Raw genomic sequence first — 17,930 nt, forward strand, 5'->3', positions numbered from 1 at the left:
ATGGGTGCACTTTCTCAATCCATGTTGGAGGAACCACATGTCAACGTCACAACCCTCATCGGGCGCTCATGCGCTCAAGCCGGTGCTCAGCACCTTGCAGCTCTGGGGCATCGCAGTCGGGCTGGTAATTTCCGGCGAATACTTCGGCTGGAGTTTCGGCTGGGCCTCTGCCGGTACTTTGGGTTTCACCGTCACCGCCCTGTTTATCGCGGCGATGTACACCACCTTCATCTTCAGCTTCACCGAGCTGACTACGGCCATTCCCCATGCTGGCGGTCCCTTCGCCTACAGCAAACGCGCCTTCGGCCCCACTGGCGGCTACTTGGCCGGTGCGGCCACCCTGGTGGAGTTTGTGTTTGCACCGCCCGCGATCGCCTTGGCGATTGGTGCCTACCTGAACGTGCAGTTCCCGTCGCTGGACCCCAAACTCGCAGCTTTGGGTGCCTACCTGGTGTTCATGACGCTCAACATTGTCGGCGTGCAGATTGCCGCCACGTTCGAGTTGTTCATCACCATCATCGCGATCTTTGAATTGCTGGTGTTCATGGGCGTGGTGTCGCCCGGCTTCTCCATGGCCAACTTCACCAAGGGCGGCTGGTCCGGACAGGACGACTTCAGCTGGGCTGCGATCCCCGGCATGTTTGCCGCCATTCCATTTGCCATCTGGTTCTTCCTGGCGATTGAAGGCGTGGCCATGGCAGCCGAAGAGGCCAAAGACCCTAAGCGCTCCATCCCGATTGCCTATATCACCGGCATCCTGACCTTGGTGGTGCTGGCCGTGGGCGTCATGGTGTTTGCCGGCGGCGCCGGTGACTGGACCAAGCTAGCCAACATCAATGATCCGCTGCCCCAAGCCATGAAGCTCATCGTGGGTGAAAACAGTGGTTGGTTGCACATGCTGGTGTGGTTGGGCCTGTTCGGTCTGGTGGCGTCCTTCCACGGCATCATCCTGGGCTATTCACGCCAGATCTACGCTTTGTCCCGTGAGGCCTTCCTGCCTTCGTACTTTGCCAAAGTGCATCCCCGCTTCAAGACACCGCACCGCGCCATCCTGGCTGGTGGCGTGGTCGGCATTGCGGCCATCTACAGTGATTCTTTGATCACTATTGGCGGCCAGTCCCTGACCGCGAACATCGTCACCATGTCGGTGTTCGGCGCCATCCTGATGTACATCCTGAGCATGCTCAGCCTGTTCAAGCTGCGCAGTACCGAACCCGGCATGGCACGTCCTTTCCGTGCACCGCTGTATCCCTTCTTCCCGGCGTTTGCCCTGTTCGGCGCGCTGGTGTGCATGGCCACCATGATCTACTACAACCCCTTGATCTTCGGTTTGTTTGTGGGCTTCCTGGTGCTGGGGTACGTCTACTTTAAGATGACCGGACAGCAACGTGCAGACGCCATGCCCCAAGGCATGAGCGCCCCTATCGCCAAGTAATCACTGCACCTTTGCTACCTGCCACTCTCTTGATTCACTGACGTGCCAAGCCACCCTTACCAGCACACCGTCGCAAGCCATGTCTATGGTTTTCGGGACCTCAAAGACCTGATGGCCAAGGCCACGCCCTTGCGCTCAGGTGACTTGCTGGCCGGGGTGGCTGCACACACGGCGCAGGAACGGGCTGCGGCCCAGATGGCCTTGGCAGAACTGCCCTTGCGCACCTTTCTGACCGAGGCCTTGGTGCCCTACGAATCAGACGAAGTTACCCGACTGATTCTGGATACCCACAGTGCAGACGCCTTTGCACCGGTGAGCCACCTCACGGTGGGAGACTTCCGCAACTGGCTGCTCAGTGATGCGGCAAACACGGAGGCCCTCACGGCACTGGCACCCGGCATCACGCCCGAAATGGCCGCCGCCGTGAGCAAGCTCATGCGCAACCAGGACCTGATTCTGGTGGCCAAGAAGTGCCGGGTGGTGACGGCGTTCCGCAATTCCATCGGCCTGCCCGGCCGCATGGCGACGCGCCTGCAGCCCAACCACCCCACGGATGACGCCACCGGCATCGCCGCCAGCCTGCTGGACGGCTTGCTGTACGGCAGCGGGGACGCGGTGATCGGCATCAACCCCGCGACCGACAACGTGGCCCAGGTGATGAAGCTGGTGCACATGATGGGCGACGTCATCGCGCACTACGACATCCCGACGCAGAGTTGTGTGCTCACCCATGTGACCAACACCATCCAAGCGATTGAGCGCGGTGCGCCGGTGGATTTGGTGTTCCAGTCCATAGGCGGTACCGAGGCCACCAACAGCAGCTTTGGCTTGAACCTCGCGTTGCTGGCCGAGGCGCGGAGTGCGGCACTTTCGCTGAACCGTGGCACGGTGGGCGACAACGTGATGTATTTCGAAACCGGGCAGGGCAGCGCCCTCTCGGCCAACGCCCACCATTGCATGGACCAACAAACCTGCGAGGCCCGAGCCTACGCGGTGGCGCGAGCTTTCAAGCCGCTGCTGGTCAACACCGTGGTCGGCTTCATAGGCCCTGAGTACCTGTTTGATGGCAAGCAGATCATCCGTGCGGGGCTGGAAGACCACTTCTGCGCCAAGCTGCTGGGCCTGCCCATGGGCTGCGATGTCTGCTACACCAACCACGCCGAAGCCGACCAGAACGACATGGATGTGTTACTCACCCTGCTGGGGGCGGCGGGCTGCAACTTCGTGATGGGCATTCCGGGCTCGGACGACATCATGCTGAACTACCAGACCACGTCGTTCCACGACGCCCTGTATGCGCGCAAGGTGCTGGGCTTGCGGCCTGCGCCCGAATTCGAGGCCTGGTTGCAGCGCATGAACATCTTTCAAGGGCAGGGCGCCGACTTGGTGCTGCCGCCGGGACTGCCCGCGGCGTTCGAGCAAGCCTTGTTGCCCTTGGCTTGAGGTGATGCATGTCTGACCCACAGTCACCCGTCACCGCCAACCCATGGGCGGCATTGCGCCAATTCACCGATGCCCGCATTGCCTTGGGCCGCTCCGGCGTGAGCTTGCCCACGAGCGCGCATCTTGCGTTTCAATTGGCCCATGCCCAGGCGCGAGATGCCGTGCATCGCGGGCTAGACGGCCCAGCTTTGTCCGCGCAGCTTAGTGCTGCTTGGCCCGATCTTCCGGGTTCGGTGCTTCAACTGCACAGTGCGGCGACGGACCGCAACCACTACCTGCAACGCCCCGATCTGGGGCGCAGGTTGGACATCGCTTCGCGCGACTTGTTGGCCCCTTCGAAAGGCACTCTGGAGGAACGGCGGTTCGACGTGGCGTTTGTGATCGCAGACGGCCTGTCGGCTTTGGCTATTGAGCAAAACGCGGCACCGTTTTTGGCTGCTTTGCATCAGCGCATGTCGGGTGAAGATTGGAAAGTCGCGCCCCTGTGTGTGGTGCGCCAAGCCCGCGTCGCCATCGGCGATGAAATCGGGCAGGCATTGGGCGCGAAGGCGGTGGTGGTGCTGATCGGGGAGCGCCCGGGCCTAAGTTCACCAGACAGCATGGGCCTGTATCTGACCTGGATGCCCCGCGTGGGGCTCACGGACGCGAGCCGCAACTGCATTTCCAATGTGCGGCCCGCAGGGCTGGTGGTTGACGAAGCAGCCTACAAGTTGCACTTTCTGCTCAACGAATCCCGTCAGCGTCAGCTATCCGGTGTGGAGCTGAAAGACGAAACCGCCGCGGCGGCCACTGCCCTGAACGCAGGCCACGGCAACTTCCTGCTGAAGTAAGCCGCAGCCCTTTGCGTGAGGTCAGGCGGGCAAATAGCCTTCGACCGACAGATAGCGCTCACCGGTGTCGTAGTTGAATCCCAACACGGTGCTGCCTGCGGGGATCTCGGGCAGTTTCTGCGCAATCGCGGCCAAAGTGGCGCCGCTGGAAATGCCGACCAGCAAACCTTCCTCACGTGCGCTGCGGCGGCCGTATTCACGGGCAGTTTCGGCTTCGACCTGAATCACGCCATCCAGCAGATCCGTCTTCAGGTTTTTGGGGATGAAGCCAGCACCAATGCCTTGGATCGGGTGGGGTGCGGGTGCACCACCGCTGATCACGGGGGATGCGGAGGGCTCCACGGCAAACACCTTGAGCTGCGGCCATTTGGCTTTGAGCACTTGGGCCACACCACTCAGGTGCCCGCCGGTGCCCACGCCAGTGATGATGTAGTCCACGCCATTGGGAAAGTCGTTGGCGATTTCCAGAGCCGTGGTGCGCACGTGCACGTCGATGTTGGCGGGGTTCTCAAACTGCTGTGGAATCCAGGCGCCGGGGGTCTGAGCTTTGAGTTCTTCGGCGCGGGCGATGGCGCCTTTCATGCCTTTCTCGCGCGGGGTCAGGTCGAAGCTGGCGCCGTAAGCCAACATGAGGCGGCGGCGCTCAATGGACATGCTGTCGGGCATGACCAGAATCAGTTTGTATCCCTTGACCGCTGCGACCAGGGCTAGGCCCACGCCGGTGTTGCCCGAGGTAGGCTCAATGATGGTGGCGCCGGGTTTCAGCGCGCCGCTGCGTTCTGCATCTTCGATCATGGCCAAGGCAATGCGGTCCTTGATGGAGCCGCCCGGGTTGGTGCGCTCGCTTTTCACATACACCTTGTGGCTGTTGCCGAACAGCTTGTTGATGCGGATGTGGGGTGTGTTGCCTATGGTTTGCAGGACGTTGTCGAATGCCATGGTGTGTCTCCGTGATGGGGTCTGAACCTAAATATTCTGAAGCAAAGTGACGAAACGGCTTCGACAGTTTGCACATATCGATATTCCTGCTCTGGCAGGACCGATAATCGGGGGGTGAAGCCCGCCAGACCACCGCTGGTGCAATTCTGGAAACAGAGCACTGGAGGAACGTCCGGACTGCATAGGGCAGCGTAGCAGCTAACGGCTGTCCACCGACAAGTCGGCCACGCAAGTGGAAGGCCCTAAGGTGAGGATTAGAGCAGCAGAGACGAGCCGATTCAGTTCGGGTGAAACGGGCAATCTCTACGCGCAGCAATACCAAGTAGGCACACGTTGACGGGGCCCCCGGAGTGTGCGGGTAGGTAGCATCGAGCCGTCCGGGTGACCGGCGGCCCAGAGTAATGGTGGTCACGTGGGGGAAACCCCATGCACAGAATCCGGCTTATCGGTGGGCTTCACACTTTATTTGTTGTATGGTCGAGTCTTCACAGTGTTTTTGGCGGAGGCTTTATGCGACCGATTCTGGAACTGTTGGAGAAACACGGGGGCTCTGTCTGGAGCCTGAACCCGGATGACAGCGTCTACCAGGCGCTCGAAATGCTGGCCGACTGCAATGTCGGCGCGCTCATGGTGATGGAGGGCGACAAGCTGGTCGGCATCTTCTCGGAGCGGGACTACACCCGCAAAATCGCACTGGCCGGCCGATCCTCCAAGGACACCAAGGTGAAAGACATCATGACCTCGCAGGTCATGGTGGTCGGCCCCAAGACACGTACCCAGGAGTGCATGGCCTTGATGAGTCAGAAAAAGATCCGCCACTTGCCGGTAGTCGACGGCTCCAAGGTGCTGGGCATGGTGTCTATCCGTGACTTGATGGACGACATCATCAAGGACCACGAACAGACGATCAGCCAGCTGCAGAGCTACATCGCGAGCTGACGCGCTCTCAAAACTTCTCCCAGCCCGCCAGATACCGCCATTGCCCGACCGGCAGGTCGGACAGAGCAACGCGCCCCAGCCGGATGCGTTTCATTCCCAGAATGTGCAGCCCGGCTTTTTCGCACAGGAAGGCAATCAGTCCTGGGTGTGAGCCCTTGATGGCAAAGCGCAGGCGGCTTGACTCCGGGGTGGTGCTGTTCACACTGACTTTCACCTGAGGCAGGTCCAAGCGCTCGTCTTTGAGCGCGTAGGCTATAGGCTTGAGCGCATCAAGCTCCACCTCCCCCTTCACCTCGACCAGAAATTCATGTTCCATGGTGGACATGTCCTCGGTGAGCTTGCGGGTGGTGCGCCAGTCCTGGGTGAAGACCACCAGGCCGGTTGCGCCGGTTTCCAACTCTACATCCGCTTCAAGGTGGTTGAAGTGACGCTTGAGCACGCGGGTGTCAGTCGGGTCACCTTCCCAATGGTTGGCAGGGGTCAGTAGCGTACGGGCATTTGCCGGAGGCGCTTTGCGTCCCGGTGCGCCAGTGCGTGCCGGGGCACCGGCGCGCACCGGAGTTAGTTCTTCCAGCCCGTCGGTGTGGCCGGCCGGCTTGTTCAGCAACAGGGTGACCGGTGTGAGTTCCATCAGGCTGGCGTTGGGGTCCAGGGTGATGGTCTCAAGGTCCACCCGGTGCTGGGGTTCTTCCACCACTACCCCATTGACCTGCACCCAGCCGCCTTCGATATATTGCTCGGCTTCCTTGCGGGAGCAATCTTTGAGGGACATGACGCGTTTGGAGAGGCGCTCACCGGTAGTGGCTGCCGGTGCTTCTACGACGGGCTCTTTGCGGGGCTTGCGCAAACGAGGCTTCTTGGTGGATGGCGCAGGTGTCTGAGCTGTTGTGGTGGGGCCTGGACGATGGGCTGCCTCCGGACTCCGCAATACAGAGGGGCCACGCGGTCCCGAGGGTGTCCGGGCCGCTCCGGTTGCACGCTGTGGCTGGGGGGCGGATGCGGGTGCTCTCGCCGGTGCCGCGGCGCGCGTCGGTTTGATGGGCTTGGTCAGTATGGGGCGTGGGGGCTTGGCGCCGGATGTGCTCATGCTTGGCCTTCTTCGTTATGTTGCGCGCCTGGATTGTCCAGTGCGTAAATGCGTTCTACATGGGCTAGCAGGGAGCGTTTGGCCACAGGCCAGATGCGCGGGTCTACATCGTCGTAGGCCAGGGGCAGCCAGTCGTCCAGGCTGCCTTGGGGGTTGGCTTGCATGACAGCCGCAATTTTGGCTTCGCGTGCCAGGCGGTGCGCCTTGAGCTTGGCAATGGCATCGCCCGCACCGTCGATCACATGGCCGTGGGCCGGCAGGATGTATTGCGCCTGGTAGTCGCGGCAGGCAGTAGCCAGTGCGTCCAGCGAATCCAGATAGTCCCGCATGTTGCCGTCCGGCGGGTCGATGACCGTGGTGCTGCCACTCAAGATGTGGTCGCCGCTGAAGAGCAGGCCATCTTCTTCCAGCAGCAGGCATACGTGATTGGCGGCATGGCCGGGGGTGTAAATCACCTGCAGGGTGTGCACAGGTTTAAGTGCGGTTTCGACCTCTGGCGCAGGCAGCATATGCGCGAGCAGCTCTCTATTTTGTAGCGGTCGGTCCGGAGTGAACTCGCTGGCGGCGCGTGCGGTGGACGCTGAGGGCAAGCCCAGAATCGGCGGGCCGCCCTGGCACAGGGCCTGCAGCGGTGCAGCGCCGGGCGAATGGTCGGGGTGCGAATGGGTGCACACAATGCGCAGGATGTTGCCGCCACTGCCGTCTTCAAACGCAGCCGCCTGCCACAGGCGCTGCAGGTGGTCGGGGTCTGCGGGGCCCGGGTCAATGACGGTATAGCCCGTGGCGGGTTCGCCCACCAGGTAGCTGTTGGTGCCGGGGCCTGTCATCACGCCGGGGTTGGGGGCGGTGAGGCGCAGCACATGGCGCATCAGGGGCACGGGTCTGTCGGTTTGCCAGGCATCAAGTAGCGAGGCGGCGGCCGGCGAGAGTTCGCCGGGCAGAAGGTGGGTGGGTCTGGCCATGCGGCGGATTGTGCAGCCAAACGGGGATAATGAACGGATGCGAATCCAGTTCACCAAAATGCAGGGCGCGGGCAACGACTTCGTAGTGCTCGATGAAACCAAGGGTCGCTTGGGTTTGACCCCTGCGCATTACCGCTTTCTGGGCGATCGCCACTTCGGCGTGGGGGCCGACCAGATTCTCACTGTGCGCCCCTCGCCCGCCGAGGGCATCGACTTCGAATACGTGATTCACAACGCCGATGGCAACGAGGTAGAGCAGTGCGGCAATGGCTCCCGCTGCTTCGCCCGCTTTGTGCGCGACCAGGGCCTGACCGGCAAAGACCGCATCCGCGTCAAAACCATGAAGGGCGTGATCGAACCCTTGCTTACCTCCGACGGCCGGGTGACGGTGGACATGGGCGGGCCGGTATTCACTCCGGCAGACATTCCTTTTGACGACAGTGGCCTGAGTCTGCAAGCCATGGGATCATGGGGAAATTGGCCTCTGGCGCCCGTGGAATCTGCGCAAGCAGCTCCTCTTTTGGTAGCAACGGTATCTATGGGTAACCCCCATGCGGTCACGCTGGTGGCTGATGTGGATGCTGCACCGGTCGCCACACTGGGCCCGCAGGTGCAGGCCAACCCGCGCTTTACCCAAGGTGTGAACGTAGGCTTTTTGCAGGTGGTGAGCCGCAGCCAGGTGCGCTTGCGTGTGTACGAGCGCGGTGTGGGCGAGACGCTGGCCTGTGGCACGGGCGCCTGCGCGGCCGTGGTGGCCGGTATCCGTCTCGGCCTGCTGGACGCACGTGTGGATGTGCAGACCCGTGGCGGCATGCTGACCATTGCTTGGGACGGTATGGGCGCCTCTGTTTTCATGACCGGCCCCGCCACCACGGTTTTCCGTGGCGAAATTGATTTACCCGAATAACCTGAACCCGCAGACCATGACTCCACCTCTGAACCAAGCCTTGGGCAATCCCATCACCGAAGACGACATTGCCAACTATTTGGTGAACAACCCCGACTTCTTCCAGCGCCACGCGGAGTTGCTGGCCACGGTGCAGTTCACCAGCCCGCACAGCCACCGCGCAGTGAGCTTGCAGGAGCGCCAGGCCGAGATGCTGCGCGAGAAGATCAAGTTGCTGGAGCAGCGCATCATGGAAATGATCCGCCACGGCAACGAGAACGTGATGCTGTCCGACAAGATCCTGCGTTGGGCGCGCTCGCTGTTCCTCACCATCAACCCGGCCGAGTTGCCCGAGGAGATCGTGCGCGAAATCAAGGACCAGTTCGCCGTCCCGCAAGTGGGCTTGCGTATCTGGGGCGTGGCTGAAGGCTTTTCTGCTTTGCCGGCGGCCCAGGAGGTCAGTGAAGATGCCAAGGTATTCGCCACTTCTTTGAATGAACCTTTCTGCGGCCTGAATACCGGCTTCGAAGCCGTGAGCTGGCTGGAAGAGCCGGGCACGGTCAGCTCGCTGGCGCTGATTCCCCTGCGCAGTGGCATGGCCGGCAGCCAGGCGCCCGCCTTCGGCATGCTGGTGCTGGCCTCGGGCGACGCGCAGCGTTTCAACAGCGGAATGGGCACGGATTTCCTGGCCCGCATCGGCGAAATCGCCAGCGCTGCGCTGTCCCGCCTGCGTTAAGCCATTCCCATACCGCCATGACTGCGGACGACTCGGCACTGGTGGAGAAATACCTGGAGTTCGTCCGCGTCGAAAAGCGCTTGGCCGCGCGCACCGTGGAGCTGTATTCGCTGGATCTGGGGCGGCTGTCTGAGCAGGCCACGCGTGCCGGCGTTACCTTGAGAGACGTCAGAAATCACCACATCCGCCGCTGGGTTGCCCAGATGCACAGCGCCGGGCGCAGCGGGCGCGGCATCGCACTCATTCTGTCGGGATGGCGCGGTTTTTATGCCTGGCTGGGCCGCGAGGGCTTGGTGAGCAGCAACCCGGTGCAGGATGTGCGCTCGCCCAAGGCGCCCAAACCATTGCCCAAAGCGCTGGCGGTGGATGACGCGGTGCAGTTTGCCGATTTCGAAAGTGATGACAACGCTTGGCTGGAAGCCCGCGATGCCGCCATTGTCGAACTGCTCTATGGCAGCGGCCTGCGCGTGGGAGAGTTGGTGGGGCTGGATGTAGTAGCCGGCAAAGATGCCAAGGGCTGGATCGACATGCAGGCCGCAGAGGCCCATGTGCTGGGAAAAGGTTCTAAGCGCCGCAGTGTGCCGGTGGGTGCCACGGCCATGCAGGCCTTGCAGCGTTGGTTGGTGTTGCGTGGCCCTTCGGGTACCACCACAGCCGCACCTGTGGACGCATTAGGGGCCGATGCCGCCTCCGCGCTCTTCACTGGCCGCAATGGCACGCGCCTCACCGCGCAAAGTGTGTGGCAGCGGCTCAAGCGGCGCAGCCAACTGGCGGGCCTGAATGTACCGGTGCACCCGCACATGCTGCGCCACTCGTTTGCCAGCCACGTGCTGCAAAGCAGTGGCGACTTGCGTGGCGTACAGGAGCTGCTGGGTCACGCCAATATCACCACCACGCAGGTCTATACCCGGTTGGACTTTCAGCATCTGGCCAAGGCCTACGACGCTGCGCATCCGCGCGCCAAACTCAAGCGTCAGCCCTGACGGGGGCATGAGCTGCCTCCTCTTTTTCGCAAAAAGTTTTGGGTTTCTTGAAAGTTGCCAAAACGCGGTATATAATCATGGGCTTGTAACGCGGGAATAGCTCAGTTGGTAGAGCGCAACCTTGCCAAGGTTGAGGTCGAGAGTTCGAGACTCTTTTCCCGCTCCAAATTCACCCTCAAGGGTTTCAAAAAAGGTCAGCAGTTTGCTGGCCTTTTTTGTTTTCCGGGCCAGTCTGTCTAAGAGCAAGACCCGCCCGCACCTCCAAGCGACAATAGCCCCCATGAAAACCATTCGACTGCGCGCCGGTAAAGAGCGCTCCTTATTGCGCCGCCACCCCTGGATTTTTGAGTCCGCCATCGCCAAAGGCGGCGGTGACAGCGGGGAGACCGTGCGGGTCGAATCAGCCGAGGGGGCATTTCTGGGTTGGGCTGCGTTCAGCCCGCAGTCCAAAATCCGGGCGCGTGTCTGGAGTTTCGATGAAAAGCAGCGCATTGATGCTAGCTTTTTTGTAGCTGCTTGCGCACAAGCCATAGGCGCCAGAGCCCGATTTGACATAAAAAGCGACGGTGTGCGCCTGATCCACGGCGAGTCGGATGGCTTGCCCGGATTGATCGTGGATCGCTACGGCGACACGCTGGTGGCGCAGTTCACCTCGGCCGGTGTGGAGAAGTGGAAGCCTGCGATTGCGGATGCCTTGCTCAGTGCCACCGGGCTGACCAAGCTCTACGAGCGCTCGGATGCCAGCAGCCGCGCCTTGGAGGGCTTGCCCGAGGCCACCGGCTGGCTGCGTGGCGAAGGGGCTACGGACCTGGTGCTGCGCGAGCATGACTGGAAACTGGCCCTGAGCATCGCCGAAGGCCACAAAACCGGCTTTTATCTGGACCAGCGTGACAGCCGGCACAAATTTGCCCAGTACACCCGCCGCCTTGGTTTCCAGCGGGTGCTCAACTGTTACTGCTACACCGGCGGTTTCTCGGTGGCGGCTCTGGCGGGCGGCGCCGGGCACGTGACCTCGATCGATTCCAGCGGCCCGGCCATCGAAAAAGCCAAGGCTAACGTCGCGCTAAATGGCTTTGATGCAGAGCGCACCACTTTCATGGACGCGGATGTGAATGCCTCGCTGCGCGCTTTTGCGGCTGAGGGGCGCACCTTTGATGCCATCATTCTGGACCCGCCCAAGTTTGCGCCGACCGTGGCGCATGCCGAGCGTGCGGCAAGGGCTTACAAGGACATCAATCGTCTGGCCTTCAAGCTGCTGGAGCCGGGTGGGGTGCTGTTCACCTACAGCTGTTCCGGCGGCATCAGTGCTGACTTGTTCCACAAAATCATCGCCGGTGCGGGCTCCGACGCGGGTGTGGACGGCTTTATCACTGAGCGCATGGGCGGAGCTCCGGACCATCCGATGACCATTGCCTTCCCTGAAGGCGAGTACCTTAAGGGCTTGGTCGTGATACGGCGACAAGCCTGACACCGACAAGTCTTGAATTGCTGACTACACTCCCCAGTTGCTTCTTTTGCACTGCACCATTTTTGGAAGTTGAACGATGAGCTTGATTCCCGCCACCATCCTGACCGGTTTTCTGGGTTCCGGTAAAACCACTTTGCTCAAGCGCGTGCTGGCTGAGGCCCACGGTCAGAAGATCGCCGTGATCGAAAATGAGTTCGGTGAAGAGAACATCGACAGTGACATTCTGGTGAGTGACACCAACGAGCAGATCATCCAGATGAGCAATGGCTGTGTGTGCTGCACCATTCGCGAAGACTTGCGCACCACGCTGAAAGACCTGGCTGAGAAAAAGCGCAAGGGCGAGCTGGACTTTGAGCGCGTCGTGATTGAAACCACCGGCGTGGCCGATCCCGGCCCGGTCGCACAGACCTTCTTTATGGATGACGAGATCGCGGAGACTTATCTGCTGGACTCCATCCTGACGCTGGTAGACGCCAAGCATGCCGTGCAGCAGCTCAATGACCGCCAGGAAGCGCGCCGCCAGATCGGTTTTGCGGACCAGATATTCATCAGCAAGTCAGATCTGGTGTCCAAAGATGAGCTGGATGCCCTGATGCACCGCATCAAGCATATGAACCCGCGGGCTCCGCAAAAAGCAGTGCACTTCGGCGATGTGGCCATCAAAGAGGTGTTTGACCTGCGCGGCTTCAATCTGAACGCCAAGCTCGACATCGATCCGGATTTCCTGAAGGATGACGATCACCACCACCATGACCACGAACATGCCGAGCACTGTGATCACCCTTCCCATGCTCACGACCACGCGACCCACGGGCACCACCACCATCATGAAGACGATGTGAAGAGCTTTGTGTTCAAGTCGGACCGTCCGTTTGACCCCGCCAAGCTGGAAGATTTTCTGGGGGCCATCGTCAACATCTATGGCCCGCGCATGCTGCGTTACAAAGGCGTGCTCTATATGAAGGGTACCGAGCGCAAGGTGATTTTCCAGGGCGTGCACCAATTGATGGGTAGCGATCTGGGACCCGCCTGGGCGGATGGGGAGGCCCGTATGAGCAAGATGGTGTTTATCGGCATCGACTTGCCCAAAGACATCTTCTTGCAAGGCATGGAGCAATCCTTGGTGTAACGGCTCTAAGTCAAGAGGGTAGGGCGCCTTATGTTTGTCTCGCTTTTGCAACTAATGGGTTTTCCCATGGGTAAGCCTGTACACTCGCGCGCCGAAGAAACCCGCTCTGACAAGCCCCTGAAAGGGCGCAAAGCGACTGCAGCCACCAGCGACCATGCGCAGGCCGTACCTGCCAGGAGACAAGAAGTGAACGCGAAATCCGGGAAAGATAGCAAGGTGAAACCAGCCCCCAGCAAAGCAAAACCTGTTGCGAAAAAGGCTGCCACTGCCAAAGCTGCCACCAAGGCTGCTGCAGCCAAAACCCCTGCCAAACCAGCTGCAAAAGCAGCTGCAAAAGCTCCTGTCGCTACCAAATCGAGCAGCAAAGCCGCTGTCAAAACCGTGGTTTCTGCACCTGTGAAAACTCCTACCAAAGCCGCTGCCAAAGCGCCAGCCAAAACCGCTCCTGCAGCGGCCAAGTCCACCGCCAAAGCAGTGGAAAAAGCTCCAGTCGCGGCCGCAAGTAAAATCAAAGCGGCCGCAACCAAAGCGGTCGCGAAGCCACTTGAGGTGGTCAAGGAAGCACCTGCAACCCCAGTGCGCGCCGTGCCCGCTGTTGTTGCCGTGCCTTCAGTTCCTGCCAAAGCAGGAAGGCCCTCATCCCGTCTGGCCCAGTTGACGGTCCCGTCGATGGCGCAAACTGTGGCTTCCACAGCTGCAAAAGCCAGTTATAACCAAACCATGTCTGCTCCAGTCATTGCTCCCGTGATACCTGCCATTGTGAAAAAAGACGCCAAATTAGCCAATAACTGGAAAAGCAAAACGGTTACCGAACTGTCGGATGCCGAGTTATTGGCGATGCCCGACTCGGAATACATGAATGAGGTGCAACTTGCGTATTTCCGCCTGAAGCTCTCCAACCTAAAGCGCGACATCTTGACCAGCGCCGGTGAAACCACTGAACACCTGCGTGAAGATACTTCCGTAGTGCCCGATCCTGCAGACCGCGCCACCATTGAAGAAGAGCACGCTTTGGAGTTGCGCACGCGTGACCGTGAGCGAAAGTTGCTGAAGAAGATCGAACAATCGATTGCGCGCATTGATGCTGGCGATTACGGTTATTGCGATGAAACCGGTGAGCCCATCGGTGTGGGTCGCCTTTTGGCGCGTCCCACGGCGACCTTGTCGCTGGAGGCGCAGCAGCGCCGTGAGCTCAAGCAGAAGATGTTCGGGGACTGAAGTCCCGATCGCTGCGCACCTCCGTATCCGATATGTCAACCAAAGACGAACGACCTGGCTTACTTTCCAAGGTGGCGATGTTCGTTCGCAATCCGACCAAAGACTGGTCGGAGTTATCGCGCACGGAAACCGAGCCGGATAGCAGTTACGACAAACAGGCCTTGAAGGCCATGATTGAGCGCAAGCGGCAAAACGACTTCGTCCGCAAGCGCGAGTTCGATCAATTGCGCAAGCTGCGCAATCGCGATCCATCTGCAGCAGCCAATCTTGCTCGTCCGTCATTCTTCCAGAGCAGTATTCCGACTGATCCTGATGGTCGTGCGGTGACGTTGAAGAAGATTGATGAAATCGAAGCCCAGATGTCCAAGCAGTGGTGGAAAGGCAAGCAAGAGGCTGCCGCCATGCAGGGCGCAGGACCGACAGCACCACAAAGCATCCCGCCATCCCTCCCGGCGGCTCCCAACCCGGGATCGCAACCGTCCGTGGATGCACCGATTTCAATTCCTTCTGTATTTGAGTCGACAGAATCCACTGGTTTGAGGGTATTGAACACCGTCCGAGATCCGGCGCCCTCCACCGAATATGCCCCGACGGAGATGGGCTCGGGCATGCCGCCCATGTCCTCCCATGTTCCTTTGGCTCCGGTGGTGAAGGGTCCCGTTACCCACATCACGGCAGATCCTTCTGAATTGAGCTTTTCCACTTCCAAGCTTTTTGCCATGGATGTGGCAGATATGGCAACGGACCCCGAGTTGGAGGAGGCTGCCATTCGCTTTGCCAATGGAGACGACGCAGGTGCTGAAGCCGGTCTGATTCAGGCACTAGGGAGAGGTCATCCGGATGCAGAGGTCGCCTTCAATTGGGCCGCCGCGCTCATGGATCTGTACCGCGCCACGCAGAATCGCGACCGGTTTGATTGGGCCACCGTGGAATACGCGCATCTTTGGAACGGCCGGGTGCCCGGGTGGGAAGTGTTGCAGCTCGATTCCAACCACGGTATGGACACGACCGCAGCAGCCCCGTTTGTCCCTGAGCCTGTGGAAGGCGAGTTCGGAACTGAGGCGGCCATGTGGGACTGCCCGGCGACCCTGACGGTCGACGGCATGGAGTCCTTACGCATGGTGCTGTCCAGCAATCCCATGCCGTGGACATTGGCGTGGGCTCGGCTGCAACGCATCGAGCCTGAAGCCATGCCCCTGCTTTCAGGTCTGTTTGCCAGCTTGTGTGATGAGCCTGTGTCCTTGCGCTTTGCTGGCGCGGATATGCTTTTGCAAGCTTTGCGCAACCTGACCCCCTCCGGCGACAGGTCGGTGGATTCCGTGTGGTGGACGGTGCGCCTTAACGCTTTGCGTGCCTTGCAATTGCTCGACGAGTTTGAGTTAGTGGCGCTGGATTACTGTGTGACGTATGAAGTTTCGCCGCCAGCATGGGAGCCTGCGAAGTGTGATTACGCAGCATGGTCCGGTCCTTCCGTTGCACGGTCTACAGCAGACTTTATTGCCACCGTGCCTTTGGGGCTGGATTCGGTAACGATTACCAGCCAGGAGCTCCGTGGGGACGTGGTCGGGGATGCCATGACCGTTCTGGCGGGCATCGATGGCGCGCGTGATGCGTCCAACAGCATTGCCGTGTCCTGCCGCTACCTTGTGCGAGTCGATTTTTCTGCTGCCGGCAGCATTCTCAATTGGGTTGCCATGCGCCAAGCCGAGGGCTGCATGGTGCAATTCCAGGATGTACACCGGCTTGTAGCCGCGTTCTTCAACGTGATCGGCATCAGCGAGCACGCACGCGTCATTCCCCGTTCGCTCTAAGGCGAACGCAGCAAGCCGGCGAGTGCCCGGCTTGCTTTTCTTGCAACCATCCTCATTTATCCGCCATGGAACAATTTCACGGAACGACCATCATCAGTGTGCGTCGTCAGACCCCAACCGGTATGCAAGTGGCCATCGGTGGCGACGGGCAAGTGACGCTTGGCAACATTGTGATCAAGGGTACGGCCCGTAAAGTACGCAAGCTTTACCACGGCAAGGTCTTGGCGGGATTTGCGGGTGCCACGGCTGACGCATTCACCTTGTTTGAACGTTTTGAAGCCAAGCTTGAAAAGCACCAAGGGCACTTGGTGCGTGCGGCCATTGAGCTCACCAAGGATTGGCGCACTGACCGCGTCTTGCGCAAGCTGGAGGCGATGCTGGCGGTGGCAGACAAAGATGCATCACTCATCATCACCGGCAACGGGGATGTGCTGGAGCCTGAAAACGGGATTGTGACGATTGGTTCCGGTGGGGCCTATGCGCAAGCAGCTGCAGTGGCGTTGCTTAACCACTCGGAATTGTCGGCTGCCGACATCGTGAAGCGCTCGCTGGAAATCGCCGGCGAGTTGTGCATTTACACGAACATGAACCACACCATTGAAACCCTCTAAGCAGGGTTGCTGCTTTCAATTTTTATGCAAACACTTACGCCTCAAGGCATTGTTGCCGAACTGGATAAACACATTGTCGGGCAGGCGCAAGCCAAGCGCGCCGTCGCAATTGCGTTACGCAACCGGTGGCGCAGGCAGATGGTGGAGGGCACTCTCCGCACGGAAATCACGCCCAAAAACATTCTGATGATTGGTCCCACTGGCGTGGGTAAGACCGAGATTGCCAGACGCTTGGCCCGTTTGGCCGACGCACCCTTCATCAAGGTGGAAGCGACGAAGTTCACCGAAGTCGGCTACGTGGGCAAGGACGTGGACGCCATCATCCGCGATCTTGCAGAGATTGCAGTCAAACAGACGCGCGAGACAGAAAAAGCCAAGGTCCGCGCGCGGGCAGAAGATGCAGCGGAAGACCGCATCCTGGATATCCTGATTCCAACGCCGCGGGCAGACTTCGGCTCGCTCTCTACTAATGAGACTCCAGAAAATGCTACACGCCAGGCTTTTCGCAAGAAGCTGCGTGAGGGGCAATTGGCAGACCGCGAGATAGAGTTGGAAGTGGCTGCGCCCGCGCCCAGCCTGGACGTGATGGGGCCAGCCGGAATGGAGGAGATGACCGAACAGATTCGCGGTTTGTTCGGTCAAATGGGGCAGGGCAAGAAGCAAACCCGCAAGCTCCGTATTGAGGATGCCGCCAAGCTGCTCTCCGATGAAGAAGCTGCCAAGTTGGTCAATGAGGAAAACGTCAAGACCCAGGCCATCCAAATGCTTGAGCAGAACGGCATTGTCTTTATTGACGAGATCGACAAGGTCACCTCGCGCAGCGAAGGCAGTGGCGCAGAGGTTTCCCGTCAGGGTGTTCAGCGGGACCTATTGCCTCTGGTGGAGGGCACCACGGTGTCCACGAAATACGGAATGGTAAAGACGGATCACATTCTCTTTGTGGCATCCGGAGCGTTCCATCTGAGCAAGCCCAGCGATTTGATTCCTGAGCTGCAAGGGCGCTTTCCCATTCGGGTGGAGTTGCAGTCGCTATCGGTTCAAGACTTCGAGGCCATCCTGACCCAAACCCATGCGTCCCTGATCAAGCAATACCAAGCGCTATTGGCGACAGAACGCGTGCAACTGCATTTCACCGATGACGGCATTACCCGCTTGGCCCAGATCGCCTTCGATGTGAACGAGCGCACGGAGAATATTGGAGCCCGCCGCTTGTCCACCGTCATGGAGCGCCTGCTCGATGAGGTGAGCTTTGAGGCCACTTCATTGGCGGGGCAAACGGTTCATATAGACGCAGCCTATGTCGACCAGCGTTTGACGGCCCTGAGTCAAGACGAAGATTTGTCACGATTCATCCTTTAGGAAGGCATGGATCGGATAAACGGTTGTTGCTTCAAGCATCACTTTCAGAGCCTCTGCTAAGTGCTTAATTTAGAACGGTTTTTAAGCTCGGAAA

15 protein-coding genes, 1 tRNA gene, 1 other RNA gene and 1 pseudogene are annotated in these 17,930 nt (G+C 60.0%); 15 read left to right on the forward strand and 3 right to left on the reverse strand.

Annotated features, from left to right (window positions below):
* The first annotated feature begins 37 nt into the window (after nucleotides 1-37).
* The 3 genes from eat to eutC are packed head-to-tail and all read left to right on the forward strand — an operon-like array spanning nucleotide 38 to nucleotide 3,708.
* The gene (gene eat, locus AEP_RS15790) at nucleotides 38-1,435 is read left to right on the forward strand and encodes an ethanolamine permease (protein WP_087496270.1); all 1,398 of its coding nucleotides are present in this window, start codon (nucleotides 38-40) and stop codon (nucleotides 1,433-1,435) included.
* Nucleotides 1,436-1,477: 42 nt separating this feature from the next.
* On the forward strand, nucleotides 1,478-2,878 hold the full coding sequence (locus AEP_RS15795) for an ethanolamine ammonia-lyase subunit EutB (RefSeq protein ID WP_087496271.1): 1,401 nt from the start codon (nucleotides 1,478-1,480) through the stop codon (nucleotides 2,876-2,878).
* Between the two features lie 8 nt (nucleotides 2,879-2,886).
* A complete protein-coding gene (eutC, locus tag AEP_RS15800; RefSeq protein WP_087496272.1) occupies nucleotides 2,887-3,708 on the forward strand; it encodes an ethanolamine ammonia-lyase subunit EutC in 822 nt (273 codons plus the stop codon).
* Nucleotides 3,709-3,729: 21 nt separating this feature from the next.
* Here eutC and cysK read toward each other — a convergent pair whose 3' ends face one another.
* Nucleotides 3,730-4,647, reverse strand: coding sequence for a cysteine synthase A (cysK, locus tag AEP_RS15805; protein ID WP_087496273.1), 918 nt, complete (start codon nucleotides 4,645-4,647; stop codon nucleotides 3,730-3,732).
* A gap of 116 nt (nucleotides 4,648-4,763) precedes the next feature.
* Between cysK and rnpB the strand changes: the two genes are divergently transcribed.
* Both rnpB and AEP_RS15815 read left to right on the forward strand, forming a co-directional pair.
* An RNA gene (gene rnpB, locus AEP_RS15810) (RNase P RNA component class A) lies at nucleotides 4,764-5,108 on the forward strand.
* A 49-nt stretch (nucleotides 5,109-5,157) separates the two neighbouring features.
* The gene (locus AEP_RS15815) at nucleotides 5,158-5,586 is read left to right on the forward strand and encodes a CBS domain-containing protein (RefSeq protein WP_087496274.1); all 429 of its coding nucleotides are present in this window, start codon (nucleotides 5,158-5,160) and stop codon (nucleotides 5,584-5,586) included.
* 7 nt (nucleotides 5,587-5,593) lie between these two features.
* On the opposite strand, the gene AEP_RS15820 is transcribed toward AEP_RS15815, so the two are convergent.
* Nucleotides 5,594-6,673, reverse strand: coding sequence for an RNA pseudouridine synthase (locus AEP_RS15820; protein ID WP_335583053.1), 1,080 nt, complete (start codon nucleotides 6,671-6,673; stop codon nucleotides 5,594-5,596).
* A pseudogene (locus tag AEP_RS15825) lies at nucleotides 6,670-7,569 on the reverse strand (MBL fold metallo-hydrolase); the annotation flags it as partial. The pseudogene AEP_RS15825 and the gene AEP_RS15820, both read right to left, overlap by 4 nt.
* A gap of 103 nt (nucleotides 7,570-7,672) precedes the next feature.
* On the opposite strand from AEP_RS15825, the gene dapF reads away from it, so the two are divergent.
* The 10 genes from dapF (at nucleotide 7,673) to hslU (ending at nucleotide 17,836) form a co-directional block, all read left to right on the forward strand.
* A complete protein-coding gene (gene dapF, locus AEP_RS15830) occupies nucleotides 7,673-8,542 on the forward strand; it encodes a diaminopimelate epimerase (RefSeq protein WP_087496276.1) in 870 nt (289 codons plus the stop codon).
* A 16-nt stretch (nucleotides 8,543-8,558) separates the two neighbouring features.
* On the forward strand, nucleotides 8,559-9,257 hold the full coding sequence (locus tag AEP_RS15835) for a DUF484 family protein (RefSeq protein ID WP_087496277.1): 699 nt from the start codon (nucleotides 8,559-8,561) through the stop codon (nucleotides 9,255-9,257).
* Between the two features lie 17 nt (nucleotides 9,258-9,274).
* Nucleotides 9,275-10,240 carry a tyrosine recombinase XerC gene (locus AEP_RS15840; RefSeq protein WP_087496278.1) on the forward strand — a complete coding sequence of 322 codons (966 nt, stop codon included), beginning with the start codon at nucleotides 9,275-9,277 and terminating at the stop codon, nucleotides 10,238-10,240.
* Between the two features lie 90 nt (nucleotides 10,241-10,330).
* Nucleotides 10,331-10,406: transfer RNA gene (locus AEP_RS15845), tRNA-Gly, on the forward strand.
* Between the two features lie 114 nt (nucleotides 10,407-10,520).
* The gene (locus AEP_RS15850) at nucleotides 10,521-11,708 is read left to right on the forward strand and encodes a class I SAM-dependent rRNA methyltransferase (RefSeq protein WP_087496279.1); all 1,188 of its coding nucleotides are present in this window, start codon (nucleotides 10,521-10,523) and stop codon (nucleotides 11,706-11,708) included.
* Between the two features lie 76 nt (nucleotides 11,709-11,784).
* Entirely contained in the window at nucleotides 11,785-12,837 is a 1,053-nt protein-coding gene (locus tag AEP_RS15855) for a CobW family GTP-binding protein (protein ID WP_087496280.1), read from the forward strand.
* Between the two features lie 396 nt (nucleotides 12,838-13,233).
* Nucleotides 13,234-14,055 (forward strand): RNA polymerase-binding protein DksA, encoded by an 822-nt coding sequence (dksA, locus tag AEP_RS15860; RefSeq protein WP_232460024.1) that lies wholly within the window; start codon nucleotides 13,234-13,236, stop codon nucleotides 14,053-14,055.
* A 32-nt stretch (nucleotides 14,056-14,087) separates the two neighbouring features.
* On the forward strand, nucleotides 14,088-15,866 hold the full coding sequence (locus AEP_RS15865) for an STAS domain-containing protein (RefSeq protein WP_157673193.1): 1,779 nt from the start codon (nucleotides 14,088-14,090) through the stop codon (nucleotides 15,864-15,866).
* A gap of 65 nt (nucleotides 15,867-15,931) precedes the next feature.
* Nucleotides 15,932-16,477 carry an ATP-dependent protease subunit HslV gene (gene hslV, locus AEP_RS15870; protein WP_087496283.1) on the forward strand — a complete coding sequence of 182 codons (546 nt, stop codon included), beginning with the start codon at nucleotides 15,932-15,934 and terminating at the stop codon, nucleotides 16,475-16,477.
* A 24-nt stretch (nucleotides 16,478-16,501) separates the two neighbouring features.
* Nucleotides 16,502-17,836 (forward strand): ATP-dependent protease ATPase subunit HslU, encoded by a 1,335-nt coding sequence (gene hslU, locus AEP_RS15875; RefSeq protein ID WP_087496284.1) that lies wholly within the window; start codon nucleotides 16,502-16,504, stop codon nucleotides 17,834-17,836.
* The last annotated feature ends 94 nt before the right edge of the window (nucleotides 17,837-17,930 follow it).

The sequence above is a fragment of the Curvibacter sp. AEP1-3 genome, assembly GCF_002163715.1.
GTDB lineage: Bacteria > Pseudomonadota > Gammaproteobacteria > Burkholderiales > Burkholderiaceae_C > Allorhodoferax.